Source organism: Faecalicatena contorta (assembly GCF_021531995.1).
Classification (GTDB): domain Bacteria; phylum Bacillota; class Clostridia; order Lachnospirales; family Lachnospiraceae; genus Dorea_A; species Dorea_A contorta_A.
Genome location: NZ_JAFBIZ010000034.1, coordinates 1 through 26,154 on the forward strand (window position 1 = coordinate 1; position 26,154 = coordinate 26,154).

The following is a 26,154-nucleotide window of genomic DNA, read 5'->3' on the forward strand; positions in this document are numbered from 1 at the left end:
ATTTTACAATTGCATTCATTTTTTTTCGATGTTATACTAAGAAAAATAAATCTGTCCACTCGGGAGGTATTTATGACTATAGAAAGAATAAAAAATTTGTTAGATGCAGATGTTCTCTTTGGCGAAGATCATCTGGACAAAGAAGTAAATTATGCTTTTTCTTCAGATCTGATGAGTGATGTGCTGGCCTATGCCGATGATCATCCGGCACTGATTACCGGGCTTTGCAATCCTCAGGTCGTACGTACCGCAGAAATGCTTGATATCATATGTATCATATTTGTAAGGAACAAGACTCCGGATCAGAAGATCCTTGATCTCGCAGCCGACAAGAATATCGTAATACTCCGCACTGCCCACGGTATGTTCACAGCATGCGGCATACTTTACAGCAACGGATTGCCTGGAGGTATATAACTTCATGAGCGATAAACTTATATTCAACTATCAAATATCCGGTGATGACTTCACACGTGCCGGGGAAGCCAGCAGTGATGTAAAAAACAAGCTGAAGATCATGGGCATTGACAACAATGTTATTCGAAAGGTTGCAATCGCAATGTATGAAGGCGAGATCAACATGGTCATACACGCCAATGGCGGTAATATCACTGTAGAAATCGGTCCTGATAATATCCGCATGATTCTGGCCGATACGGGTCCCGGAATTGTCGATATCGACAAAGCAATGGAACAGGGATATTCCACCGCACCGGAGGAAGTACGTGCTCTGGGCTTTGGTGCCGGAATGGGGCTTCCGAACATGAAAAAATATTCAGATTATATGGATATTGATACAACAATAGGCGTTGGAACTACCGTCACTATGGACGTTCATTTTTAAACGGCAGGAGGAAAACCTTTTGGATAAATTCATTAATTCTGTACAACTTGATAAAAAAGCCTGCACCGGATGCATCAACTGTATCAAATACTGCCCTACCCAGGCGATCCGGGTACAGAATGGAAAGGCAAAAATTAACCCGAAATTCTGTATCGACTGCGGACGTTGTCTCAGATACTGCCCGCATCACGCAAAAGTAGCCATTTATGATTCTTTTGATGAGATTAAAAATTACAAATATACAGTTGCATTACCGGCACCTTCCTTATATACACAATTTAACAATCTGAAGAATGTAGACATTGTACTGAACGCATTGATTTCCATGGGGTTTGATGATGTCTTTGAAGTCAGTGCCGCAGCAGAACTTGTGTCAGAAGCCTCACATAAGTACATTCAGGAGCATATTGACGAAGCTCCCTTTATCAGTACTGCGTGTCCTACCATTCTGCGGCTGATCCGTGTAAAATTTCCAACGCTGATCCCCCGTCTGCTTCCTTTGAAGGCACCCGTTGAAATAGCTGCAGAAATTGCACGAAAAAAAGCCGTTGAACAGACAGGACTTCCTTCCGAAGATATCGGAATCTTTTTTATATCTCCTTGTCCTTCCAAGGTAACTTACGTCAAATCTCCTCTTGGGGTTGAAAAAAGTGAGATTGACAAAGTACTGGCGATCAAAGAAGTATATCCTGTTCTTCTGGAACATATGACACATGACGAATCCTCTCTGAGACCATTGTCAGCTTCCGGCCGGATCGGAATCGGATGGGGCAATGCAGGCGGAGAATGCAATGGCCTTCTTACCGATAATTATCTCGCATGCGACGGTATTATGAGTGCTCTCAGGGTACTGAGTGATCTGGAAGATGAAAAATTCCACGGGCTGAAATTCGTAGAACTCAATGCCTGCAACGGTGGCTGTGTGGGAGGTCCTCTGACCGTTGAAAATCCTTACATTGCAACTGCCAAATTCAAAAAACTGCAGCGGAACCTTCCTGTCACAGGATCACACCTGAAAGACTATGACAGCATGGATTTTCACTGGTCCTCTTATGTAGAATACGAACCCGTCTTCCGCCTTGGAACTTCTTTCCGGGAAAGTTTTGAGATGATGGGAGCCATCGAAGAGCTGACAGAGCAGCTTCCCGGACTGGACTGCGGTTCCTGCGGTGCACCGTCATGCAGAGCACTGGCAGAAGATATTGTACGCGGGCATGCAACAAAGAATGACTGTATCTATTCTTTCCATGAATATATCAGCACACTGTCCAAAGACATCTCTTTTTTGATGTCCTCTCTGGAGCAGGACAACGATGCGGACAGCCGAGCAGAATCTGTACATATGTTAAAAGAATATATCCAGACACTTACCGCTGAAATCGAAAAAAAGGAGCAATAATTATGATAACTGTTCAAAAACTGACTGATTCCGGAATCTTCACCCTGAAAACCCCCGGTAATCCTTCCAGATCCATTGAAAAAGTATTCTGCTGTGACCTTCTAAGTATCGCCATGAGTAAGGCCCCGGAAAACGGAGCATGGGTGACTGTTATGGGAAATAAGAACACCATTGCAGTTGCTTCTCTGACAGATATATCATGCATTATTCTTGCAGAAGGAATCATGTTCTCACAGGAAGATCTGAACTGCGCTGAAAATGAAGGTATTGCAGTCTTCTCCACCTCACTTCCGATCTTTGAGGCTGCGCTGAAAATACAGGAGATCCTGTCATGATTCCGTTATATTATGATCTTCACCTTCATTCCTGTCTGTCTCCCTGTGGAGATGACGACATGACTCCGGCAAATATCGTGGGCATGGCCGCAGTCAAAGGACTGGATGTAATTGCGCTGACGGATCATAATTCCTGTAAAAACTGCCCTGCTGCCATGAAACACGGGGAAGAATACGGAGTAACCGTCATCCCCGGCATGGAACTGACTACTTCGGAAGAGGTACACGTTGTATGTCTGTTTCCGGAACTGAATGATGCACTGGATTTTGACCAATACGTCTACGAGCGAATCCTCCCGATCAAAAATAAAAAAAATATCTTTGGTGAACAGCAGATTATGAACGAACTGGATCAAGTCATAGAAGTGGAAGAACGACTCCTTATCAGTGCCACATCCATCTCATTTGACGAGGTTTTTGATCTGGTAAAATCTTATCATGGAATTGCATATCCCGCACATATTGACAAATCTACCACCAGTCTGTTGTCCAATCTGGGATTTGTTCCGCCTGACAGTTCCTTTACCTGCGCAGAGATCACAACCTATGACCATCTTCATCAAATACAAAAAGAGCATCCCTACTTTTTGCGCTGCAATATCATCAGCAGCTCGGATGCTCATTATCTTCAGGATATTCATGAACCGAATTATCAGCTCTATGCAAGATCCCGACAGATTCCAGATATTCTTGACAGTCTCTCCCGCCAACCGCACACATAAGTTTCAACTGCGGATATGGCGGGAATTATTATTTTTCACTCGCGAAACCGATAACCAACCCCAATTTCGGTCAGTATATATTCCGGATTTGCCGGATCTTCTTCTATCTTTCTTCGAAGCGTCGCCATAAAAACACGCAGATTGCCGGCATCAATATCTTCCGCATATCCCCAGATTTCCTTAATAATATAATTATGTGTCAGTACTTTTCCTCTGTTTGCAATCAGCAAAAGAAGGATCTTATACTCAATCGGTGTCAGATGCACTTCCTTACCTGCAGTCTCTACGATCCTTTTTTCATAATCTACCTTCAGCTTTCCGGTATGAAAAACGGTCTGTATCTCCTCCGTCCGCAAACAGTTCAGTTTCCGGAGACCCACACGGATTCTCGCCATTAGCTCTCCCATATGAAAAGGTTTTGTGACATAATCATCTGCTCCCGCATCCAGAACCTGAATCTTCTCCTGTTCCTCCTGCCGTGCAGAGACAACGATGACCGGAACATCCGATATTCCTCTGATACTCTGAATAACCTCCATCCCATCGCCATCCGGAAGTCCCAGATCCAGTATGACAAGATCCGGCTGATTCGCATAAAAAAGGCTGATTGCTTCCTCTACCGTTCTCGCAATATAGAATCCATAGTCCTCTTTCTTTAACGCCATGGAGATAAAATTCACAATATATTTATCATCTTCCACAATTAATATCTTTTTCTTTTCCATCTTCTTCTACCCGCTTTGCCGGAATCCAGAATACAAATCTGGCGCCGCCTTCTTCACGGTTTTCCTCCCATATTTCTCCGCCATGCGCAGTTACCACTGCCTTACAGATTGCAAGACCGAGCCCGATTCCGCGCTTCTGATCTGCACTTTTGTCTGACACAGATACAAATTCATCAAAGATTCGATTCTGCAATTCTTCCGGCACTCCATCCCCGTCATCCTCAACAATAAAATAGACGCGAAGGTTTCTGTGTTTTACTTTTAACCTGATCTTCCCGCCATCCTGTGTATGCTTCACAGCATTATCCAGAATATTGATGATCACCTGTGCGATCATCTTGCCATCCATTTCTGCAACGATCACTTCCTCCGGCAAGTCCACCCGATAATGGCGTCTGTCTTTTAGTCCTATCACATGACCGGAAGCTTCATTGATTACATCATCCACCACTTCCTGCCTTTTGTGAATAAAGGTCTGCCCACTTTCAATCTTCGTCATGCTCAGAATATTTTCCATCATCTTCATCAGCCACATGGATTGCTCCATAACATCCTGAACCAGTTGTCTGGACACCGCATCTTCCATCTGTTCTGAATCCAGCAAAATCGCACAGTCACCCATGATTCCAGTAAGAGGTGTCCGAAAATCATGAGATATACTTCGAAGCATACTGCTTTTCATATGTTCCCGCTCAACTTCAAGCTTGATCTGCTCCTGCTGTGTGTAGATCAGCTCCCGATCCAGCGCAATTCCGATCTGATTGGCAGCCGTCTTCACGATCAGCTCCTGTTCGACACTCAGGCCCTGGTTGTGATTCAGTATTTTCATAATACCGATCTGTTTGACAATTCCTATGATCGGAAACATCAGATAATCTTTGGACGTATATTCATTCCCCGTTCCCGAGATGACCGTATCATCCTGAAGCTCAACCACACATTCAAACCCTGTATACTCGTAGATACAGTGGATTCCAAGCTGAATGATATTTTCTTTTCCGGTTACATTGATAAACTGCTCCGACATTTCGTACAGACGGGTCGCGGTCTCTTCATTATTCTTTGATATAATCAGCTGTTTTTGAAAACGGACTGCAAGACTGGAAGAAATCAGTGATGCAATCATAAAAAATACCATCAGTGTCATATCATTCGGATTCATAATGGCAAATGTGTGCACCGGAACTGTAAAAAGATAATTGAAGGTCATAACACTGATCGCCGCACCGATCAGGCCATATTCGTATCCTCTGGTACAGGTACTGATCATCAGCACTCCCACCATAAACACCATCAGGATATTTTCTTTTTCTACTCCCTGATAATTCAGCGCAAGACATACGACATCAACCAGAAACAAAATCACTGCCATCCGTACGATATAGATTAATTTTCGGTTTGATTTTAATTTTTCTAACATATACCTCTTCTCTTATCTGCTGTTTGCCAGCATTTTATCCACATCTTTCTTCAGACCGATCACCATAAGGTGATCCTCCGCCTTCATAACGTAATCAGCTCGCGGAAGCAGCTGAAGATGTTCATCCACTTTGATTCCGAGTACACTGACATGATACCTGGACCGGATATCCATATCCCGGATACTTCTTCCTACCCAGCTTCTCATCGGAGATATCTCAAAGATCGAATACCCGTCTGCCAGTTCAATATAATCGAATACATTATTGGTGCTGTGTTTTACCGCCAGACGTTCTGCCACATCTTTATCCGGATATATTACTTCATCCGCTCCATTTCTTAATAAAAACTTTGCGTGAATATCCCTGTTCGCCTTACTGACCACATATCTTGCGCCCAGATCCTTCAATAGGCTCGTAATCTCAAGACTGCTCTGAAAATTTGACCCAATGCACACAAAGCAGACATCAAAGTTTCCGACTCCCAGACTTCTTAAGACTTCTTCATTAGTACAATCCCCGATCTTAGCATTCGTTGCAATCGGAAGCAGATCTTCTACTTTTTCCTCTGTCCTGTCTACGATCATCACTTCATTTCCCAGGCAGATCATATTCTCACACAAATGGTGTCCCAGCCTTCCAAGACCTATAATCAGTATTGATTTCATATCTTTTTTTCTCCCTCGCTTTGTTATCCTATTGTAATTGCTTCTACCGGTTCTTTCAATGGCGATTTTGTTTTATGCCCTCTAAGTGAAAGTGCAAATGTAAGTCCGCCAACCCGTCCACAATACATGAGAAATATAATCATGCACTTTGAAATATTGGTAAGACCTCTGGTAATTCCCGTGGACATTCCTACGGTGCCGATCGCCGATACCACCTCAAACACAATATCCATCACCGGCTCCGACTGAATCGCAGTCAATATCATAACCGCGGCAATAATCAGGAACAGATTGGTACACATAACGGTACTCGCTTTTCGAATAGATCCTTCATCTAATCTTCGTCCAAAGATGTGACAGGAATCCTCGTTTTTCAGGTTCGCACTGACATACACAAGAAGCACCACAAACGTTGTCGTCTTAATCCCCCCTGCAGTGGATCCCGGACTTCCGCCGATAAACATCAGAAGAATTGTAACGATCTTACTGCTGTCTGAAAGTGCGGCAGTATCTACGGTATTAAATCCCGCTGTCCTCGCAGTCACAGACCCGAAAAGAGAACAGAATATCTTTTCTGATCCGTTCATTCCCGCAAGCGTCCGGTTTGCTTCAAACAGATACAGAAGAATCGCACCGGATATAATCAGAATTCCCGTCGTTGCAAGTACAATTTTAGTATGAAGCCGATATCTTGTAACATGAAACTTATGAATTGCAATATCGTTCCAGACAAAGAATCCGATTCCCCCTATCACAATCAGAAACATGATTACAATATTCACGATCGGATCTGCATCATACCAGGTAAAAGAGCTGTAGGATTCCCTTGTTCCCATCAGGTCAAATCCTGCATTGCAGAATGCAGATATGGAATGAAAGAGTCCGTAATAAATTCCTCTGACCCATCCAAAATCTCTCTGAAACCTCAATGCAAGAATGAGTGCCCCTGCTCCTTCAAATATCAGCGTTCCCTTCATGATTTTTTTTGCAAGTCGAACTATTCCGCCAATCTGCTGAATATTGACGCTCTCCTGCAGTGTCCCTCTCATAACCAGCCCGATCTTACGATGGAGTATGATCGCAAAAAAGACACCGATCGTCATAAAGCCCAGTCCGCCAATCTGAATCAACAGTAATATAACACATTGTCCAAATATCGTCCATTTCTGATATGTATCTGCAATTACGAGTCCCGTCACACAGGATGCAGAAGCAGAGGTAAACAGCGCATCAATAAAAGGAGTCACCTTCCCATCTCTGCTTGCAGCCGGAATCATCAGAAGCAGGGCTCCGATCAAAATAATCAGCAGATATCCGACTACGATCATCTGTGTCTGCGTCAGTCTTCGAATCTTCATCTTCATGCCACCCCGGCCTCACTTCTCCGAATGAATCCTTCCAGCTGCTTGGTTATCTCTTTATTTTCTTTCAGAATCTGAATGTGAAAACGATCGTACATTCCTTCGTTCAACCTGTCATTACAGATTCCATATAACTGTTCTGTATGATACATTTTCTGAATCAGTTTACAGATACAGAGATTATCCTCATCTGACTCTGACGCGGCAACGACCAGACGTATATTATTCCATTCCCTGTGAATACTGATCTCTTCGATCACAATCGGTAGCAGTCCACGATTTCTTACCCATTGTTCCAGAATCTTCACCCGGCTTCCGGTTCCAAATAATAGAGCGCAGACTTCTCCGCGCTGCGCTTCTTCCACTCGTATCTCTTCCTTCTTTTCTTCTGCAAGCCAGCCATCCAGCCGGAATGTCAGATAATATCCATACGCTCCCGCAGCCACCATAACCAATACTAATAATATATTTGTTAACATATGATCACCTTCTTTTTCTACCTCTATCATAAAGGATTTTGTATTAAGACGGTGATAATATTCCGGCATACGTATTAAGATTCTATTTAGATAAATACACTTTTGCTTTTTCCAGTTTTCCCATCCTCTCCGCCTCATATAGAAGCTCAGTTATCCTGTGATTGCACGAACCAATCTGCACACCCGCATCCAGTATCTGTTCGCACGCTTCCATCAGTTCCATCGCTCTCTGATACGCACTGTCCCCGATCGGTAAAAAAGGTTCCTCCACTGCCACATCAACAGCTAACAGTCTTGCCAGCTGATAATCCACATCATTGGTATAGAGAATTCCGGCTGCAAATGGAATATGTTCTTTCTGAAGCCTCCGGTAGACCGGAATCCCCGTCCCACAGGAAGATATTACAAATATCCGCGGCTTTCCTTCCGGTCTCGGAAGTTCAATACTGCCAAAACAAGGATCAAAATATCCATTATCTATCTCGTACAGATCACGGAGCAGATCTTCTTTGAATATCTCTTCCGGGGTTCCGTAATGGGATATTGCATCCCCCTTTACACAGAGAATTTTATCTGAGATCTTCTGTGCAAGATCAATCTCGTGCAGGGACATGATAACTGTAATTTTCTTCTCCTTTGCCATCCTTCTTAAGATTGCAAGAAGCTCCAGTTTGTACCGGATATCCAGATAAGATGTCGGTTCATCCAGGATCAGAACTTCCGGCTCCTGACAGATTGCGCGTGCCAGAAGCACTCTCTGACGCTGTCCATCACTGATCGCCTCAAAGCCAAGATCCTGAAGTTCTTCCGCATGCACTGCTTTCATTGCCTCATCGACCTTCTCTTCATCTTCTGCGGTCAATATCCCGAGCTTTCCGGTATAAGGATAACGCCCGGTTGCTACAATATCCCGACAGGTCATAAGTTCTGGTTTCATCCGGTCGGTCAGAACAACTGCCATTCTGGTAGATAATTGTCTATACGAAAGGTCCTTGATCTCATTCCTATCTATATATACATTCCCGCAGATGGTCTTAAGCTGCCGGATCATACTTTTTAAAATCGTCGACTTACCGGCTCCGTTTGGACCGATCAATGTAACGATCTCTCCTTTTTCTATTCCGATATTGATATCTCTGATCAATGGAATTCCATGATAACCGACCGTCAGATTCTGCATCTGTACATAATATTCTGCCATCTTCTACCTCTCTTTCTGCCGGTGAAGCATCATAAAGATGACAACCGGAGCACCAAAAATTGAAGTTACCGTGCTGATATTCAGCTCCGTCGGAGCAAAGGCCATTCTTGCAATCAGATCACACATCGTACAAAATACTGCTCCACCGAGAAAGGTTCCTGGAATTACGATCAGTGGTTTTGCCGTATGAAGTGCCTGCTTCACAAGATACGGCACTGCAATTCCCAGAAATGAGATCGGACCTGCAAATGCCGTTACACATGCCGAAAACACACTGGATAACAGAATCAGAGCCACGCGGAACCAACGGATATTCACGCCCATACTCTGTGCATAAGCTTCCCCCAGTTGATACGCCCCGATCGGCTTCGACAATAAAAATGTCAAAACCAGTGTCACTCCTACCAGCAATACGGCTACTTTAACATTACTCCAGTTCATTCCAGAAAAGCTGCCCTGTGACCACCCGTGCAGATTCACGATATCCGAATCATCTGCAAAAGTCACAACAAAATCCGTAATCGCAGAACAGATATAGCCGATCATGATCCCCGCAACCAGAAGCGTAGCCATATGGTTCAGCTTTCTGGACATCAGCAGAATGAATCCCGTCGAAATCAATGCTCCGATAAACGCAGCAAAAATCAAGGTATAAGACGATACTACACGATAGTATTTCAAAAATATGATCATCGTCAGTGCCACAACCATCTTCGCTCCGGAAGAGATTCCCAGTACAAATGGTCCCGCGATCGGATTCGAAAAAAAAGTCTGGAGAAGAAATCCCGACAACGACAGTGCACCGCCCAGAATGGCTGCCATCAGTACTCTTGGGAGGCGGATCTTCCAGATAATATTCATTGCAACAGCATCACCCTCTCGGCAGAATAATATTTTCACAATCTCCGGCAATGTAATCTGAACATTTCCTGTATTAATATTCAGCACTGTAATCACGCAGAAACTGACTGCCAACACTGTAAAAACCAGAATATATCTGGATATTTTCTGTTTGTTCTTCTCCATAACCTTTTCCTCGTTTTCTACCTGTCACTCAAACCGTACTAATCTACCTGATACAAAAATGTCATCTGGCTTTCATCTCCATCTGTAAGCATCAGGTGAATATCTGCAATCAGATTTCCCACAATATCAGTAGCCTGATAAAGATACTTTCCGGTACACCAGACATTGCCTTCCTTCACCGCCTTAAATTCCTGAAACAGCTCATCCTTTGCAGTCAGATCTTCGATACTCTCAATCGGATTGTCGATACTGGAATTATAGATCAGATAATCTGCATCCTGTGCAACCGCATAAAATTCTTCCATCGAAAGATCAACTGCTGCGCTGTCACTCTCCTTGTTCTCCAGATCCCCGAACACATATCTTCCTCCTGCAATCTCTATCATCTTCGGGATGTAATCTTCACTCTTTCTGACTACCACTGTTCCATTTGTACTGACATAGAAAAATGCCACGGTCTTTTCTGTATTTTTGAAATCTTTCAACTGTTCTATGATCTCTGTCTGCTCAGCAAAAAATTCTTCTGCCGCCGTCTCCTGATTCATCATAGCCGCATAGAGTTTCACCCATTCTGTTCTTCCGAGCGGATGAGACTCGTAGCTGGAACGGTCTATGAATACCGGAATATCAAGATCCTCTATCATTTCCTGAACCTTCGGGGTATGTAATATCATGGTAGATTCAATCGCCAGATCGCACCCCTCATCAACCAGCATCTCATAATCCGGCTCACTATACTTTCCTGCATATATGATATCCCCGGCTTCCATCGCTTCCACCGCATGTTCAATATACCATCCGGAAGCCTGTGTTCCTGACATTCGTATAGCTCCGATCGAATCGATCGCATCAAACAGTGCCATGGCAGAAGTTGCTGCCAGATAGATACAGTCCAAAGGCTGTTCCAGAACAATGATATCGCTGTCAAGCTCTTTTGGAGCATCACTTTCCTCCGGCACGATCAGATACCTTCTGTCATTATGCACATCAATCAGCTTATATCCTTCACGATAGTAATACACATCAAATGATTCCGCATAATCAAGTTCCATGGTACGCTCATATTCCAGCCCCTGAATTACAGGTACCTCTTCTTCCTGTTCCGAAGCATCTGTGCTGTCCCCTTCCCCCTGTGCGCTCTGACCGGTTGAAGTATCTTCTTTTGCCTTACAGCCGGTCAGAACACCGGCTGTCATCATAGTTACACAAAGCATAACACAGATCAATTGATAAACTTTTTTTCTCATCATCATGTCTCTTTTCTCTTACTTCGCATCTTTGCAGGCTGCATCGAATAATTCTGCGACCTTCTCTTCACAACCGAACAATGCACCGTAGACTTTCACCCACTCTTTCTGTGCAAGTTCTTCCTCTTCATCTGCAGAACGATCCATCAGCATTGGTATTTCCAGAATCGTATGCCTTTCAATGATGGTATCCAGAATCTCCATCTTTTCTTCCTGCTCCTCCTCGTCTTTCGGAAGCAGTTCTGATGGGAAGATACTGAGATCACATTTGCACTTCAGTAAAACTTTATAATCCGGATCTTCAAAAGATCCCGCATAGACAATCTCTTCTTTATCCATCGCTTCTGCGATCTTTTCTGACGGGCAATCTGCTTTCTCATATCCAATGGCCGCAATTGTTTCCAGAAGTTCCAGATCTTCCATTGACAGAAGAGCTTCCTCCGCTGCAACATATACATGCTCTGCAGGCTTTTCAATAATAATCATCTCTTTATCCAGCCCGGCCGGAATCTCTGTATCTTCCGGTACGATCAGGTACTTCACAATATTTCCGTGATAAAGCTGTACAATTGCTTCCTCCTCCGGTGTCAGTTCTGAATCATTCTCATCCTCTGTCACATCTTCGGAATCTGTTTCTTCGTCTGTCTTTTTCTCCGGATCTCTTAGTGTATCCTTTGTAAGATCAATCTCCAGAAGTGTAATGCCTCCTTTATAATGATAGATTCTGAAATACTCGGCATATGCAATCTCTGTTTCAGATTCATACTCCAGACCCAGGATCTCAGGTGCCTCGTCATCAAGCTTTTCATTGCTTCCGGTCATGCCACTTACATTCAGTCCATCTGCTTTTGCCGCCTCGGCAAGATAGATAAAGATTGTATATGTGATTTCATGTGCGGCAGACATGGCTGTTGTCATACCGATAATCTGATTATTCTTATTCAAGGCAACCGGAATCACAAATGTTGCAGATCCATTCCCTTTGGAGCTTGGATAGTATACATTCCCGTTTGCTTTGACATATTGATATTTGTCGCTGCTAAATACCAGAGTTGCATACGCTTTTCCTCCTGTAATCGTCACTTTGTTACAGGTGATACTTACTTTTCCGGTTCCGCCTGACCATGAGAACTTATCCGGAGTGTATACCCCATCCTTCAATGCCGTTTCACTGTTCACACGTCCGGTTCCGCCGCTTAAGTCTGACTCATATTTTGACTCAGTATCCGGAGTACCATTGTTGGCAGAAGAATTGCCACTGCCTCCTGACGGTGTGTTTCCTGACGAATTTCCTCCTGACGGATCATCCGTCGGTGTATCATCCCCCGACGGCAGTCCCAGCTTTTCCATTCCTTCCGTCAGGAAAGTCAGCTTGCGATCATACCACAGATCTTTACTGATCGAATGTGCTGCAACTTCAATCTCTGTGTCCAGACCTGCTACCGGAACAATATATGTATATTTCCCTTCCGAATTTACAAAAAACGGAATCATATCCTCCGCCGGAGCACTCTCTGCTTCCTCGGCCGTTCCCATATACAGTTTGTCATAACCGGTGCCGCTTAAGGTAATCACAGCACTCATATTACCGTTCTCAACAGTAAGCACGCAATTGATCACTTTAAACATACTCGCACTGGATTCCACATTCATCCGGTAAATACCATCTTCCACAAATTTTCTGGCATTTTCTGAATGTATTGTCAAAGTACGGTCATACCATGCATCTTTGCTTACCGAATGTGCTGCAATCGCAACTGCTGTATCAAGGCTGCTAACCGGAATCTCAAACGTATATTTCCCCGTCATATCCGGTACGTAGGAAATGAGCTCGGATGTATCTGCATTTTTTGCTTCCTCGGCACTTCCCAAATAAAGTTTGTCATATCCGGTACCACTTAAAGTAATCACCGCGCGCATCTGACCCATTCCTGCAATCAGTACACAATCTACTACCTTAAACATGGAAGAACTGGTAGTTACATCCATATGATACATACCATCTGCGAGTGCAGGTGTTCCCGGTTCCTCTTCTCCCGGTTCTTCTTCCTCACCAGACTCTTCTCCGGGATTCTCTCCCGGATCCGGTTCTGATCCTGTAATCGGGGTACTTCCCTCTGGAAGTGTAATATGGATCGTGTAATCCACCCAGTGTTCCTGGCTCATTGCGGTTGTCAGCGCTGCGATCGACAGATCACAGTTCAGATCCGCCGGGATCTTGAATGTATTCTTCCCATCAATCATTTCTGATGTATATTTCATTCCATTTATCTCAACCGTTGTATATTTGTCACTGCTGAATACGATCCATGCAGTGATATTTCCTTCGTTGATCACAACCTTTTCGCAGGTGATCTGTACCTTTCCGGTGCCCCCGGTAAAAGTAAATTCTGTCGGGAGATATTCCCCGTCTGAAAATACAGTGGTCTTTCCGGATACATCGGAAGTCTGTACAGTATTCATAATCTCTTCTGTCTGTACGTCTTCAGTCGGATCCTGCGGTAGGCTTTCCTGTTCTTCGTCCGCTTTTTCGTCTTCTGTCTGCAATGCCGGTTCTTCATCCTGAACCACCGGATTTTCTTCCTGAATTGCCGGCTCTTCTGCCACAGCCACCTCTTCTGTCCGCATACTTTCCCCGGATTCTCCCAAATCCTGTGCCCGGACTGCCGAGATCGGAGTCACCGTAAGTGCTGTTGTCAGGAACAATGCCAGCAATCGTTTCGTGTTACGCTTCATACTCTTCTTTTCCTCCTTCTTTTCAACCGAATCCTTTCGGTATACATCTTTCACATAGATGTACGAAAAAACGCCTCCTTACGAAGGCATCTGTAAGAGGGCGCACGAATGACTTATATTACATTCATGTACGACCAATTACTCGTGGCCTGGGACTGATCATCTGATCCGTCCCGTGTACACTACAGGCAGGTCTCCTGACTTGCAGATCCACACATAAGAAGCTGTCTTCCCGATCTCTCAGTGACATATCGGCTTCCCTGTTCCCTGCTCACAGTGACGAGTTCGCACAGGATTTGCACCTGTTTCCCTTTTCACCAGTTCCGACAGACTCTATCGAACTGACACCTGCAGTTTTATATCAAGTGTAATATATCATATTCACTTCCATTTTTCCAGTGACATCAGAAAGAAACTGATCAGAAGAAGCCCACAGGAAAACCAGATCATATGAATGCCATACGTCGCAGACAGATTACCTCCGACACCGGCACCGATTGCAAACAACAGAATAATTCCAAAATAATAGAGACACTGCCTGAGCTGTTCCGGTTTCTTTTCTCTCAGATACACGGACAGTGATGCCGTTCCACTTCGAATGTTGCCGATGCACATGGTACTTGCATAGGAGTATCCGTCTACCTTCCGGAAGCTCTGTACCTGCATGGCACACGAAAAAGAAACGAACACCGTTGCTGCTATATTATATCTGACAGGAATAAATCCCACCAGAAACAGGATTGCAATCTCAATCAGCAATACACCCTGACGCCAGTGTAGCTTTCTTGCGTATTTATAACGATGCTGTATCTGCTCAGCCATCAGAACTCCCAGCGCAAAGGCAAGCAAAGGAAGCAGATACCGGCATGCTGCCTGCCATTCTCCTGCCATAAAATGCTGACTCATCAGCACCACATTTCCCGTCTGTGCATTGGAAAATACTTCTTCTCTTGTGTTATATGTATAAGCATCCTGAAATCCCCCGGACAATGCAAGAAATGCACTGTTGACAAATGCTTCTGACATCTGCTTTCTGGCAAGGATCTCCCGGATCTTCCCCGGTCTGTGTCTTTCATGCTTTATTTGCATCTTATCATTCTCCTGTCATTTCTATCTCCTGTCACTATTATATTCATTATCAGACAAAAGTCAAACAGGACCGTTTTTAACAGCCCTGCTCTCAGAATTACTGATTTCAATGGTTGTATTGATTTTTGATTCAATGACAGTCTCTGCTGCAATTGGCACAGTCCCCTCCGCATTGCAGAGATTTTCCATCTTTTTTACGCTTTATGAGATTGCGGACAGCCATTACTACTGCTCCTGCCAGCAACAAAGACATGATGAAAGTTCCCATAATTCGCACCTCCTGCTATCTCCAATCATATTACACACGCATCATTCCTGCAATACTTTATGACCGTTTCTTCAGGAAATACGTCCGTTTTCCATCTCGTAGATTATATCCGCCACATTCATCGTCGATTTCCGATGAGATACCAGTACTACCGTCTTATCTTCGCGGGATTCATTTAAAGACTTTAAAATCATTCCTTCATTCAGAGAATCCAGATTACTCGTTGGCTCATCGAGAATCAGAAGCGGCGCATCGTGAAGAAATGCTCTCGCAATTCCGATCCTCTGTTTTTCACCGCCGGACAAGGTATCCCCCAGTTCTCCGATTTCTGTATCATATCCATCCGGCAGCGTCATGATAAAGTCATGAATTGATGCCTTTTTCGCCGCCCATGTAATCTCTTCCCTGGTTGCTCCCGGCTTTCCGATGGCGATATTATTGGCAATGGAATCGTGGAACATGTAAGTCTCCTGTGTCACGTAGGATTCCATATCCCGCAGATCCTTCGTGTTGATTTCACGGATATCCTTTCCTGAGATCCGGATATTTCCCCATTCACATTCCAGAACCTCATCAGAAGCTTTAGCAGGGTGGACTTACCGGAACCACTTGCCCCATGGATGCCTATGGCTTTCCCCTTCGGAAGACTCATGGAATAGTCTTTCAATATCTGTTCTTCTTCGTAGGCGAAGTCTACATGCTCTACCATCGTGCCTGCAAATGCAGTTGTTTCTTTTCCGGAGATCTCTTCCGTCTGCGGTTCCTCTTCCAACAGAGAAAGTACTCGTTCCCCGCTTGCCAGTGTCTGATTCAGATTATTTGACAGACTGGACAATGCCGTCACCGGTCCAAAAGAACCCATCATGGCAACGACTGCGATCAACATACTTTCGAAGCTGACCACACCGCTTTCAAACCTCCAGAGCATAAAGAAGAGCATCCCAAAAGAGAACAGCAGGATGACCATGTTCGTCAGTGATCCCTGCACTGCCTCATGACAATTCAGCTTCTTCTGCATCTACCCCAGGTTTTTGGAACGTTCAGCCATCTGTGTCATCCGCTCTTCTCCCCTGTTATACTGAATCGTCTCATCCAATCCACGCAGAGAATCCAGAATAAAGCTGTTCAGATCTCCAAACAAGTTCCGAAACTGCATACCTTCGTCGGCTCCCTTCTTCCCATTCCAGATCGGAATCATCGCACCGACCACCAGATAACCCAGAAGTGCAAGCGTATCGGCCTCCGCAGAGGACATACGCTTCTGTACTACATGGATACGGATTCTCCCTGGAATCTCATGCTTAATTACGAACTTCACTTACTCCGCCTCAGCCTGTCTACAGACGTCTGTCTCATCCGCACACTCTTCTGCAATATCTCCCTGAACCGCAGCTTCTTCAGCCGCCTCACGTTCCTCATTGATCAGTTTTGCTTCCGCCAGAATATCTTCCGCATTCTCCTGAACGGTCTCAACTGTCTTCATCACACAATCTTTCGCACGAAGCACAGCTGCAGTACAGCCTGTATATATCTTTTTTGCATCTCTGCTGGACAGCAATCTGACTCCTGCGATCCCGAATACAACTCCACGTTTTACCTGAATTTCATCTGAAGTTTCTTATTATCATACGCTTTCCCCGAACCATAGTCAAAAGCAAACGGCATTATTGAATTATTTTCTCAATTAATGGCAGATTCCTCTCAAACAGCTACTGTAAGCCACACCACACATTTTCTTCCAGGATATTCTTCAATGCTGACATGGAACTTGTATGTGATCGAATCACTTTCACATCCCGCCCTTTTGTTTCACTGAGTGCATTTCGCACCATTTTATGTGATACCGTTCCGGTAAATAACACAAGCAGATCTGGACTTCCTATTCCTTTCAGGCTGCTTTTCTGCTTGGGATACACCTTTGCCTCACACTGATATTCCTGACATAATTCTTTATACTGTCGTACCATACATTCATTTCCACCTATGATTACTACACTCATATTTCTTCTCCTTTTCGAAAATTAGTTTTAGCTAACCTCCGTTTTAAAAGAAAACGCCTTGTCGGCGTATTTCTTTTTGTTAGTTTGTACTAACTTCTTTCTTCTATATTATAGATTTCTCATCCGATTGTCAATTTCTTTCTGCCTCATTGAGTTTTTTTCTCATCTTCCATTATCATATCACCGATGGAACTTCCCGGAGGTACAATGGGCAGCACATTCATCTCTGGATCAAGGATAAATTCAATCACGGTAGGAACGGATTTTGTATGTTTTGCTTCTTCCAGTGCCATCTTAATCTCTTCCTGCTGCTTCACTCGAATTGCCTTTGCACCATAACTTTCTGCCCACCGGATAAAATCAGGGACATATTCAGGACAGCAGGCAGACGGTGTATTGCAGGTAATCCGGCAGCTTTTCCGGTATCGAAGACAGGTGCAGGAATACCGTTTCTGAAAAAACATTTCCTGCCACTGGCGGACATTTCCCAGATATCCGTTATTCAAGATACAGATAATGATCGGAAGCTCATACACGATCGCCGTAGCCATCTCCTGAATATTCATCTGAATACCGCCGTCCCCGCAGATGGCAATGACATCTTTATCCGGATTTCCCAATTGTGCTCCGATTGCCGCCGGAAGCCCATATCCCATGGTTCCAAGACCTCCGGAAGTCAACATTTGTTTCTTCGGTGTAAGCTCCAGAAACTGAGTCGTCCACATCTGATTCTGCCCCACGTCCGTTGCAATCACGGCATTCTCAAAGACCCGATTGATCTCCCGGATAATACGAAGCGGTGTAACTCCTGGCTGCATATCCTGCTCCTCTGTCAACGGATGTTCTCTTTTCCAGAATTCCACCTGCTTTTGCCAATCCCCAAAATCATAGGCAGGAGCCATTTCCAGCATGTTCAGGATCACTTCTTTTGCATCTCCGACAATCGCAAGATCGGCAGCAATATTTTTTGATATTGAAGATGGATCTATATCTACATGAATGACTGCTGCGGATTTCGCGAATTCACTTACCTTTCCGGTAATGCGGTCGTTAAAGCGGACACCGATTGCAATTAGCACATCACACTCACTGATGGCTCTGTTCGCGGCATAGCACCCATGAATTCCAAGATTGCCGATATAAAGAGGATGACTGGTTGGAATTATACCCTTTCCCATAATGGTCGTGACTACAGGAATCCCTGTCTGTTCCGCAAGTACTGTCACTTCCTGACCGGCACGGGCGATATTGACACCTCCGCCCAGAAGAAATACCGGCTTTTTTGCACGGCTTAAACACTCCAGTATCTTTCTGATCTCTGCTGCCGAGACCTCTGCTTTACGATGATAACCGCGCACTTTCGGATGCTTTGGATAACACGGACTTCCCAGCGCCTGCTGTACATCTTTTGGCAGATCAACCACGACCACTCCCGGCCTTCCTGAACGGGCAATGAAAAATGCTTTTTTGATCGTCTCTGCCAGATCCTCTCTCCGCCTTACAGTGACTGCGTATTTCGTGATGCTTTCTGTAATCCCGACAATATCCACCTCCTGAAACGCGTCTTTTCCGATCATCTGTGTAGGCACCTGCCCGGTAAAGCATACAAGAGGTACACTGTCATAGTTCGCTGTAGCAATCCCTGTTACAAGATTGGTTGCACCGGGTCCGCTTGTCACCAGGCAGGCACCGACTTTCCCCGTAGATCTCGCATAGCCGTCCGCAGCGTGAACCAGTCCCTGTTCATGTCTGGGGAGAATGATATCGATCCCTTCTGCTGCATAAAGTGCATCAAACAGGTCAATTGCCTGACCTCCCGGATAGGCAAACAACGTCTCCACGTTTTCTTCTTTCAAGGCTTTTACAAATAATTCCGCTCCCGTAATCTCCATAATGATCTCCTTCCTCATTGTGTATGCGTGTACTTGCTTGCATATCAGTGATAAATATACGGCACCACGCATTGATGGTACCGCAATTCCTGTTATTTCTGATTCTGGATCCCCTGAATAAATGTCTGAACCGACTGCCTGATATACTGTTTCCGACTGACAGAAAAAAGCCGGTCCTCAAAGGATGCATTCAAAAATGTATACCCGAAAGTACTGGAAAAAATCGTCAGTGCAAGACATTCAAAATCCATATGCGGAAGCTTTCCACGGCGTTCCATCTCCTGAAAATATTCCGTCAGAGAAGACAAAAATGCCTGTGGGACTTTCATCACGAGCGGCTCTGCTTCTTCATACAGCTGCGGCGCTCTCAGTCCGATCGACAACCTTACAAATTCCGGTGTGATTCGGTTCATATATTCCGTCATAAACATCTCAAGATCAGGTGCTAGCTCCCACTGAATGTTCCTGAAGGCCTCCGGCGTCAGATTGCCGCGCCACCTTTCCTGTTCCATACCACTCAGTACGATATCCTTTTTGGAATGAAACTTGCGGAACAGCGTGCATTCATTCACTCCCGCTTCCCGCGCAATATCCTTTGTCGTAGTCGCAACATATCCCTTATCCCTCACCAGTGACATCGCCGCATCTATGATCTTCTGACTGGTTTCATCCATTTTCCGTCTCTCCCATCCGCAATGCAAGTAATTACTTTCATTATAGATATTTTGCAATTGACTGTCAATATATGCCTGTGCAGTAAAATGATACGATGTTTATCATTCTCCCCTTACTTCCCATCTTTGGATGAATGATTACAATATGATTAAGAACTACAGACTGCCTGAAACAGTCTGATGGCTTTATCTTTTTTTCGGTGTGCACACAAAATGTAAAAGGAGGGCCTACATATGCCTATGAACACATCCGCAAATATCTTATTTTGTGATTATTACAAACAATGGATCACCACATATAAAGAAGGTGCAATCAGATCCGTAACAATGCAAAAGTACATAATGACTCATCAATGGATTGAGAAGCTGATACCTACACTATATCTTTCTGATTTAACCAGAATCACGTATCAACAACTCCTGAATGATTATGCTGCCGAACACGAACGGCAAACCACAATGGATTTCCATCATCATTTAAAATGTGCCATTCTAGATGCTGTTGATGAAGGACTGATAGAACGCGATCCTACCCGCAAGGCAATCATCAAAGGAAAACAGCCCGGAGAGAAAAAGCAAAAATATCTGAATCAATTTGAACTTCAAAAACTGCTGGCAGATCTAACCTTGGACAATACCGTCAGCTGGGACTGGTTTATTCTTTTAGTCGCCAAAACAGGCATGCGATTTTCAGAAGCTCTTGCATTGACTCCAAAAGATTTTGATCTTTCTCATCAGATCCTGTCCATTTCGAAAACTTGGAATTATAAAGGAGACGGAGGTTTTCTTCCAACTAAGAATCGTTCTTCGGTTCGTAAAATACAATTAGACTGGCAAACCGTCATTCAATTTGCCGGTCTGTTAAAAGACTTGCCTGATGATAAACCAATCTTTGTAAATCATGCTGTTTACAATTCCACTGTGAATGACATCCTTGCCCGTCATTGTAAGAATGTAGATATCCCTGTTATCTCGATTCACGGACTCCGCCATACCCACGCCTCGCTACTTCTGTTTGCCGGAGTATCCATCGCCAGCGTTGCCCGAAGACTTGGCCATTCCAGCATGACAACAACACAAAAAACCTATCTCCACATCATTCAGGAATTGGAAAATAAAGATATCGATCTCATCATGAGATCCTTATCCGGACTCAATTAAACATACTGTATCATATTGTGCACACCACAAGGGATTAAGGTTATGATTGATTCACCACAAAAGGCGCTATCTCTTTGATAACGCCTTCCTACTGTTAAATATCAAATCCACCCTCTAATATAAATGTTCGCAGAAGGTGATCTAATTTTGCCCGAACTTTCCGCTTTGGTATATCTGTATTTTCTTTTTCATCAAAATACCGCTTTGCCGTCTCAATATCTATGTTTTGAATCAATTCATCATATTGGCCAAATGCATTAATGTCCTCTTCCGTAACATGTTTTTCCATAATCTGTCTCAGTTTCTGTTCATAGATTCCCAGGCGCTCTGCAAAGGTACTGATCTGATCACTTTTCGCCCTCATCTGATATTCAATAATGTATTCTCTCACATTTTTTTCATCACTGACTACCAAATCATGGTTCTGTATGTCTTTCAGAAGAAGATTGGCAAATTTTTGTTCTTCCTGGGAAAGGCTGGAAAAAGATCGATGAAGTTCATTTAACATATGGTTTATCGTTTCTTCGTCTGCATGATCATTCAACAGCTTAACATACTTTTTAAATCGACTGTCCATATAATCAGAATCAATTTTTTCAGTAGATAATGACATCAGATAAGGATCGATATCATATGCTTCATCAGCACTGTCCCCTGCATCTCTTCCACGACTTAATTCTTTATACCGCTGCAATAAAGTATCAAAAGTATGTTCATCAAATTTAAGTGAATAACTTTCCTTTTCTCCATCGACGGTATTGAATTCATAAGTCAGTTCTTCCCATATGAATCCCTGTACCTTCGCCGGTTCCAAATGCTGGTTTATCTCCCGGAATAACCTGGCGAACTTCCTCTTCTCAGTCACATCATCCGGAAGCCTGGAAAAGTCAGATATGCCTGCCACTTCAAACAGTCTATGTATCTCCTCGTAACATTTGTTCATTGCTTCCAGATTTTCTTTTAATTTCGGGACAAAGATGCCGTATGGCTTATTGCCGGAATACTGTTCAAACGCATATTCCACAATGTTTTTCATGGTGTAAGGTCTTCTGTAATAACGGATAATTCCATGTGATTTATCATCTGTAAAAACACGATTCGTTCTGGAAAAGGCCTGGATGATCATCTCAATGTTCGTCCATTTATAGAACTTGTCCATGTATAAGGTATTTAACCACTTTGAATCATAACCGGTAAGCATCTGATCCACAACAATCAAAAGATCCAGACACTTTTCCGGTTCATTTTCGATTGCCACATACGCATCTTTGTGCGCCAGTCTGGCACAAACATCTCTTTTAAATGCTGCATAACCGGGTATATTATACTTCACACCAAAAGTATTCCCATAATCAATTAATATTCCTGCTATTCCTTCTATCTTATCGAAAGATTTCTGGTTATTGCCATCATGAGGATCAAACACAGCAGTAATCTTAAGCCCGGAATTTCTTGATTTGATTTCATGATAATACTTGATAGCTTCCGGAATACTACTCGTTGCCAGCATCGCATGAAACTTACCGTTATGACTCTGCGGAACCCAGTTTTGAAGAATATCATCTACAACCGCCGTTCTATGTTCATCCCTGTCATACTGTGCATCCGTCAACTGCGCCTCAATACTTTCTAACTCATTCCCTTCTTCGTCCAGATCAGCACCCATAGGAACTTCATTCATCCAATGGTAATAGATGGCTTCTTTTCTTGCATTTCCAAATATCTCTGTCACATCATCTACTTTTGCTTTTTCCAGTGCAATTACCGTTCTTAGATCATAATCTTTATATGTTGGCTGAGGAATGGTATCAAACCCAAGCACATTCCCGTCTCTCATTCCGTCTGCAATGGTATATCTCGTTCCTTTCAGTTCATCCCCAAACACATCTGCAGTAGTTGTATCTTTCTTCTTATTAATTTCAAGAATTGGGGTTCCAGAAAATCCAATAAAAATTGCTCTGGGAAATGTATGTTTAATCGTTGCCAGCATCTCCCCAAATACACTTCGGTGACATTCATCCACAATAAATACAATTCTTTTTTGATTTATTTTTTGAATATCTGCAATATTGATGCTTTCGTCCGGCCTTATCCGACTCATTTTCTGAATAGATGTAACAATCAAGGTATCTTTTGTAGAATCACTCTTTAATTTTCCCACAAGAATTTCCGTATTTTCAGTAGACTGCACCTCATCAGTTTCATCTGCAAATCCCCGATATTCTCTCAGAGATTGCGTCCCCAGTTCGATTCGATCCATAAGAAATACAACTTTATCTGCGTCCTTTGAGTTGTCGATCATCTGCGCAGCCTTAAAACTGGTCATGGTCTTTCCGGATCCGGTTGTATGCCACACATAACCACCGTAGATATTCTGGTCATCCCACTTCATCTCACTGACTCTTCTTGATATCTTACTGACTGCATAATACTGATAACTTCTCATTACTTTCAGTGTGTTGTCCGTCTGATCCGCAACGGTATAAAACCCAATTAATTCATGTGCCATAGGAATGGACAACAATCTTTCCGCTATCGTATTCCAGTCATTGATTGGATTATTATACTGATCTGCCCAGTGAAAACAAAATTTTTTATTATAAAATTCTGCACGCCCGGGATTTGCAAAATATACACATTCTTCCGGATTCATCGCCACAAAGATCTGTACTAAAGAAAACAATCCGGAAAACACACCTTCCTGCAGATACTTCACGATCTGATACTGCGCATCAGAAACGGGTACTCCACTCTTTTTAAGTTCTACATGAATCAATGGCATTCCATTGATCAACAGACAAAAATCTCCTCTTCGCTTCGGATAAACTTCGTTCCTTGCATGAAATATCGGCTGCTCAGCAATCTGATATCTTGTTCTTCCGGCAGCAATTTCATTTCTGTCAAAAATTTTCAGTGAAATCATCTTTCCAAAATTATGAACATCCTGTTCATTATCTCTGATAATCTGCACACAGCCGCCATTGATAAATCCATTCAATTTCAATGGTGTTTTTAGCGCCTTCATCTGTTCCAGAATCTGCTGCATCTCCCCCTGGGTAATCGGATAATCTCCCAGTCGGTCAACAGATCTGTTATTCTCATATATAATATTTGCCCAGTTCTGTATCAGATCTTTTTCATCTTTATATTGTAAAACGCCATCCTTCCAGCCCTTTTCTTCGACGAGCGTCCGAATCAAATCGGCTTCAAATCTGGCTTCACTGTCATAACTCATTATTGTCACTTCCATTCAATTCTAAATTCTATATGTATATTAATTGTATTGCAGCTCCTTTCCATACAACATACAGCCTTTGCATTACCAAACATATGCTTTCCCTTTTACTATGATATAAACATCTTTTCAACCATTATTTTCTTAATAAATTGAAGCATTTTAGCCTTACGCTGATGAAGGGTGATAAGGTTGTCCAGTCGTTCCAAATATTGACCCAATACTCTTTGCTCATCTATTTTAGGAATCGTAACAACAGTATTCCCCACCAATTCTTTGTTGAGGTTATTCACTGTACTACCCGCAGCAAGTGACCTGTATTGGTCAAGCATTTGTGGTGTACCTAATAGATGGCAAAGAAAGGTTAAATCAAAGGTGTTATTTGTATCACGGATAAGAAGCCAACCGTCGTGAATACAACCGTCAATGCCCATTATATAAGGCTTTCCAAAGCTCATTGAGTTTGACAAAATCAAATCTCCAGGATGTACTTCCCTCGTTTTTGATAAGCCTTGAGGTCTTATTTTTTCAGCAGTTTTTGTAATGTAATGACCTTGTGCTGGAGCGTCACCAATCTTCACCCAATTAAGACCATTGGGGGAATCGGTTATATAATCGTCTATCGGTCTTGGCGAACCGCCACGCTCAATTTGAACGACATCTGCAAACTTACGCTGTTCCCAAGGATTAGCTTTTATATAATCTAACGCATTTTTTACATACTATGCTATCTATGCCAGCAAAGCTCCTTCTTGATAAGAACATCGCAAATAATCAGGATTGCTATAGTATACATTGGAATTAAAATATGATATTTCATCACTAATAAAGGAGGCGAACACATCTTTAATTGCCTGTGCTTCTTCATCCTTTTCCGCTGTTGCCAAAACAAGTTGCTGATACACCCTTCCAATGGATGTGACAGATGGTACATTATACTTGCAGGTAGTAACTGTATCAAAATTTCCCTCTACGATTCCGTATTGTTCAATCCACTCATCAGAAACCTGTTCAAAACTTAGGCAATGATTTACCTCAGCTACCTTCAATTCATGTTCCATGTCTTTTTTTGAAATTCGTGCAACAATATCTTTTCTATGGTTTTTTGTCACTCGCGCCACATACTCTATCATCGTACACACATAATAAATATCATCATTTCTTTTTTCATTCATTAATACATTCACTCCTTTCAAACCGAAGACAATCCAAAGCCTTTAATGTATGAAAGCTGATTTGATGTGTTGGATGCTGAAATTTAGCATATTCCCAAAACACTTTCCTGCTAATATTTCCAGCAAGATAATCATTCACAAAATTCCAAATTGTATCATCTGCCATTGGTCCCTCCACTATATCATATGAATGGATCTTTCCTGACCGGCACTCTGCAATAAAATCCAACCATTCATCACACATCTCATTAAATTTCTTAATATTTAAATTCTGATTCTCCTGATAAGAATATATATTTACAATTCCTTTTTCGTTTCGTCGTTCAGCCCATCTACATGCCTGCTGATAATTGTTTGTACAATAAAATCCCCAAGAGAAATCTTTGGTATATTTAGTTTTTCGTATTTCCGGAAACTCTACAATTTCCCTACTTCCATGATATAGTGTTAACAATTTCACTCAAATCAATCCCCTTTTTTACGTTTTACACTTTACTTA

25 protein-coding genes, 1 pseudogene and 1 riboswitch are annotated in these 26,154 nt (G+C 43.1%); of the genes and pseudogenes, 6 read left to right on the forward strand and 20 right to left on the reverse strand.

Going from position 1 to position 26,154, the window contains the following annotated elements:
* Positions 1–72: 72 nt before the first annotated feature.
* The 5 genes from JQM82_RS06420 to JQM82_RS06440 are packed head-to-tail and all read left to right on the forward strand — an operon-like array spanning position 73 to position 3,300.
* Complete coding sequence (locus tag JQM82_RS06420; RefSeq protein ID WP_235249245.1) at positions 73–417, forward strand: DRTGG domain-containing protein; 345 nt, start codon at positions 73–75, stop codon at positions 415–417.
* Positions 418–421: 4 nt separating this feature from the next.
* On the forward strand, positions 422–844 hold the full coding sequence (locus JQM82_RS06425; RefSeq protein ID WP_235249246.1) for an ATP-binding protein: 423 nt from the start codon (positions 422–424) through the stop codon (positions 842–844).
* Positions 845–863: 19 nt separating this feature from the next.
* A complete protein-coding gene (locus tag JQM82_RS06430; protein ID WP_235249247.1) occupies positions 864–2,243 on the forward strand; it encodes a [Fe-Fe] hydrogenase large subunit C-terminal domain-containing protein in 1,380 nt (459 codons plus the stop codon).
* 5 nt (positions 2,244–2,248) lie between these two features.
* Positions 2,249–2,578 carry a DRTGG domain-containing protein gene (locus tag JQM82_RS06435; RefSeq protein ID WP_334302960.1) on the forward strand — a complete coding sequence of 110 codons (330 nt, stop codon included), beginning with the start codon at positions 2,249–2,251 and terminating at the stop codon, positions 2,576–2,578.
* A complete protein-coding gene (locus JQM82_RS06440; RefSeq protein WP_235249249.1) occupies positions 2,575–3,300 on the forward strand; it encodes a PHP domain-containing protein in 726 nt (241 codons plus the stop codon). The genes JQM82_RS06435 and JQM82_RS06440 overlap by 4 nt, the downstream gene beginning before the upstream one ends.
* Positions 3,301–3,335: 35 nt before the next feature.
* Here the strand turns inward: JQM82_RS06440 and JQM82_RS06445 are convergent, their stop codons facing one another.
* From JQM82_RS06445 to JQM82_RS06520, 16 genes and pseudogenes are all read right to left on the reverse strand, one after another.
* A complete protein-coding gene (locus JQM82_RS06445; RefSeq protein WP_235249250.1) occupies positions 3,336–4,025 on the reverse strand; it encodes a response regulator in 690 nt (229 codons plus the stop codon).
* Positions 3,991–5,445: a sensor histidine kinase gene (locus JQM82_RS06450; protein WP_235249251.1), complete on the reverse strand. Its 1,455-nt coding sequence runs from the start codon at positions 5,443–5,445 to the stop codon at positions 3,991–3,993. The genes JQM82_RS06445 and JQM82_RS06450 overlap by 35 nt, the downstream gene beginning before the upstream one ends.
* Before the next feature lie 12 nt (positions 5,446–5,457).
* On the reverse strand, positions 5,458–6,111 hold the full coding sequence (locus JQM82_RS06455; RefSeq protein ID WP_235249252.1) for a potassium channel family protein: 654 nt from the start codon (positions 6,109–6,111) through the stop codon (positions 5,458–5,460).
* Between the two features lie 23 nt (positions 6,112–6,134).
* Positions 6,135–7,475, reverse strand: a complete 1,341-nt coding sequence (locus JQM82_RS06460; RefSeq protein ID WP_235249253.1) for a TrkH family potassium uptake protein — start codon at positions 7,473–7,475, stop codon at positions 6,135–6,137.
* Positions 7,472–7,951: a hypothetical protein gene (locus JQM82_RS06465; protein ID WP_235249254.1), complete on the reverse strand. Its 480-nt coding sequence runs from the start codon at positions 7,949–7,951 to the stop codon at positions 7,472–7,474. Before JQM82_RS06465 ends, JQM82_RS06460 begins: the two co-directional genes overlap by 4 nt.
* Before the next feature lie 82 nt (positions 7,952–8,033).
* Positions 8,034–9,152 (reverse strand): ABC transporter ATP-binding protein, encoded by a 1,119-nt coding sequence (locus JQM82_RS06470; protein WP_235249255.1) that lies wholly within the window; start codon positions 9,150–9,152, stop codon positions 8,034–8,036.
* Between the two features lie 3 nt (positions 9,153–9,155).
* A complete protein-coding gene (locus JQM82_RS06475; RefSeq protein ID WP_235249256.1) occupies positions 9,156–10,178 on the reverse strand; it encodes a FecCD family ABC transporter permease in 1,023 nt (340 codons plus the stop codon).
* A gap of 38 nt (positions 10,179–10,216) precedes the next feature.
* On the reverse strand, positions 10,217–11,425 hold the full coding sequence (locus JQM82_RS06480; RefSeq protein WP_235249268.1) for an ABC transporter substrate-binding protein: 1,209 nt from the start codon (positions 11,423–11,425) through the stop codon (positions 10,217–10,219).
* An 18-nt stretch (positions 11,426–11,443) separates the two neighbouring features.
* Entirely contained in the window at positions 11,444–14,161 is a 2,718-nt protein-coding gene (locus JQM82_RS06485; RefSeq protein ID WP_235249258.1) for a hypothetical protein, read from the reverse strand.
* Between the two features lie 169 nt (positions 14,162–14,330).
* A riboswitch (cobalamin riboswitch) is annotated at positions 14,331–14,528 on the reverse strand.
* Positions 14,529–14,542: 14 nt separating this feature from the next.
* Entirely contained in the window at positions 14,543–15,187 is a 645-nt protein-coding gene (locus JQM82_RS06490; protein ID WP_235249269.1) for a YoaK family protein, read from the reverse strand.
* A gap of 193 nt (positions 15,188–15,380) precedes the next feature.
* Entirely contained in the window at positions 15,381–15,518 is a 138-nt protein-coding gene (locus JQM82_RS06495; protein ID WP_235249259.1) for a FeoB-associated Cys-rich membrane protein, read from the reverse strand.
* A gap of 71 nt (positions 15,519–15,589) precedes the next feature.
* Positions 15,590–16,758 (reverse strand): annotated as a pseudogene (locus JQM82_RS16505) (ABC transporter ATP-binding protein); the annotation flags it as partial.
* A gap of 78 nt (positions 16,759–16,836) precedes the next feature.
* Entirely contained in the window at positions 16,837–17,121 is a 285-nt protein-coding gene (locus JQM82_RS06505; RefSeq protein WP_235249270.1) for a DUF6110 family protein, read from the reverse strand.
* A 106-nt stretch (positions 17,122–17,227) separates the two neighbouring features.
* A complete protein-coding gene (locus tag JQM82_RS06510) occupies positions 17,228–17,518 on the reverse strand; it encodes a DUF2325 domain-containing protein (RefSeq protein ID WP_235249260.1) in 291 nt (96 codons plus the stop codon).
* A gap of 146 nt (positions 17,519–17,664) precedes the next feature.
* A complete protein-coding gene (gene ilvB, locus JQM82_RS06515; RefSeq protein WP_235249261.1) occupies positions 17,665–19,410 on the reverse strand; it encodes a biosynthetic-type acetolactate synthase large subunit in 1,746 nt (581 codons plus the stop codon).
* Positions 19,411–19,502: 92 nt separating this feature from the next.
* Complete coding sequence (locus JQM82_RS06520) at positions 19,503–20,084, reverse strand: TetR/AcrR family transcriptional regulator (RefSeq protein WP_235249262.1); 582 nt, start codon at positions 20,082–20,084, stop codon at positions 19,503–19,505.
* Between the two features lie 234 nt (positions 20,085–20,318).
* On the opposite strand from JQM82_RS06520, the gene JQM82_RS06525 reads away from it, so the two are divergent.
* Positions 20,319–21,245, forward strand: a complete 927-nt coding sequence (locus tag JQM82_RS06525; protein ID WP_235249263.1) for a site-specific integrase — start codon at positions 20,319–20,321, stop codon at positions 21,243–21,245.
* Between the two features lie 94 nt (positions 21,246–21,339).
* Here the strand turns inward: JQM82_RS06525 and JQM82_RS06530 are convergent, their stop codons facing one another.
* The 4 genes from JQM82_RS06530 to JQM82_RS06545 form a co-directional block, all read right to left on the reverse strand.
* On the reverse strand, positions 21,340–24,480 hold the full coding sequence (locus JQM82_RS06530) for a type I restriction endonuclease subunit R (protein ID WP_235249264.1): 3,141 nt from the start codon (positions 24,478–24,480) through the stop codon (positions 21,340–21,342).
* Between the two features lie 110 nt (positions 24,481–24,590).
* Complete coding sequence (locus JQM82_RS06535) at positions 24,591–25,178, reverse strand: restriction endonuclease subunit S (RefSeq protein WP_328284207.1); 588 nt, start codon at positions 25,176–25,178, stop codon at positions 24,591–24,593.
* A 33-nt stretch (positions 25,179–25,211) separates the two neighbouring features.
* Positions 25,212–25,655 (reverse strand): hypothetical protein, encoded by a 444-nt coding sequence (locus JQM82_RS06540; RefSeq protein WP_235249265.1) that lies wholly within the window; start codon positions 25,653–25,655, stop codon positions 25,212–25,214.
* Positions 25,648–26,115, reverse strand: a complete 468-nt coding sequence (locus tag JQM82_RS06545; protein ID WP_235249267.1) for a DUF3990 domain-containing protein — start codon at positions 26,113–26,115, stop codon at positions 25,648–25,650. The genes JQM82_RS06540 and JQM82_RS06545 overlap by 8 nt, the downstream gene beginning before the upstream one ends.
* Between the last annotated feature and the right edge of the window lie 39 nt (positions 26,116–26,154).

What these genes read in the sequence shown, in the direction of transcription:
- JQM82_RS06520 (WP_235249262.1), bottom strand. Translation starts at nt 20,084, where the DNA reads ATGGATGAAACCAGTCAGAAGATCATAGATGCGGCGATGTCACTGGTG.
- ilvB (WP_235249261.1), bottom strand. Translation starts at nt 19,410, where the DNA reads ATGGAGATTACGGGAGCGGAATTATTTGTAAAAGCCTTGAAAGAAGAA.
- JQM82_RS06525 (WP_235249263.1), top strand. Translation starts at nt 20,319, where the DNA reads ATGCCTATGAACACATCCGCAAATATCTTATTTTGTGATTATTACAAA.
- JQM82_RS06460 (WP_235249253.1), bottom strand. Translation starts at nt 7,475, where the DNA reads ATGAAGATGAAGATTCGAAGACTGACGCAGACACAGATGATCGTAGTC.
- JQM82_RS06420 (WP_235249245.1), top strand. Translation starts at nt 73, where the DNA reads ATGACTATAGAAAGAATAAAAAATTTGTTAGATGCAGATGTTCTCTTT.
- JQM82_RS06490 (WP_235249269.1), bottom strand. Translation starts at nt 15,187, where the DNA reads ATGTCAGAAGCATTTGTCAACAGTGCATTTCTTGCATTGTCCGGGGGA.
- JQM82_RS06475 (WP_235249256.1), bottom strand. Translation starts at nt 10,178, where the DNA reads ATGGAGAAGAACAAACAGAAAATATCCAGATATATTCTGGTTTTTACA.
- JQM82_RS06480 (WP_235249268.1), bottom strand. Translation starts at nt 11,425, where the DNA reads ATGAGAAAAAAAGTTTATCAATTGATCTGTGTTATGCTTTGTGTAACT.
- JQM82_RS06540 (WP_235249265.1), bottom strand. Translation starts at nt 25,655, where the DNA reads ATGAATGAAAAAAGAAATGATGATATTTATTATGTGTGTACGATGATA.
- JQM82_RS06440 (WP_235249249.1), top strand. Translation starts at nt 2,575, where the DNA reads ATGATTCCGTTATATTATGATCTTCACCTTCATTCCTGTCTGTCTCCC.
- JQM82_RS06425 (WP_235249246.1), top strand. Translation starts at nt 422, where the DNA reads ATGAGCGATAAACTTATATTCAACTATCAAATATCCGGTGATGACTTC.
- JQM82_RS06470 (WP_235249255.1), bottom strand. Translation starts at nt 9,152, where the DNA reads ATGGCAGAATATTATGTACAGATGCAGAATCTGACGGTCGGTTATCAT.
- JQM82_RS06455 (WP_235249252.1), bottom strand. Translation starts at nt 6,111, where the DNA reads ATGAAATCAATACTGATTATAGGTCTTGGAAGGCTGGGACACCATTTG.
- JQM82_RS06510 (WP_235249260.1), bottom strand. Translation starts at nt 17,518, where the DNA reads ATGAGTGTAGTAATCATAGGTGGAAATGAATGTATGGTACGACAGTAT.
- JQM82_RS06445 (WP_235249250.1), bottom strand. Translation starts at nt 4,025, where the DNA reads ATGGAAAAGAAAAAGATATTAATTGTGGAAGATGATAAATATATTGTG.
- JQM82_RS06530 (WP_235249264.1), bottom strand. Translation starts at nt 24,480, where the DNA reads ATGAGTTATGACAGTGAAGCCAGATTTGAAGCCGATTTGATTCGGACG.
- JQM82_RS06450 (WP_235249251.1), bottom strand. Translation starts at nt 5,445, where the DNA reads ATGTTAGAAAAATTAAAATCAAACCGAAAATTAATCTATATCGTACGG.
- JQM82_RS06465 (WP_235249254.1), bottom strand. Translation starts at nt 7,951, where the DNA reads ATGTTAACAAATATATTATTAGTATTGGTTATGGTGGCTGCGGGAGCG.
- JQM82_RS06485 (WP_235249258.1), bottom strand. Translation starts at nt 14,161, where the DNA reads ATGAAGCGTAACACGAAACGATTGCTGGCATTGTTCCTGACAACAGCA.
- JQM82_RS06495 (WP_235249259.1), bottom strand. Translation starts at nt 15,518, where the DNA reads ATGGGAACTTTCATCATGTCTTTGTTGCTGGCAGGAGCAGTAGTAATG.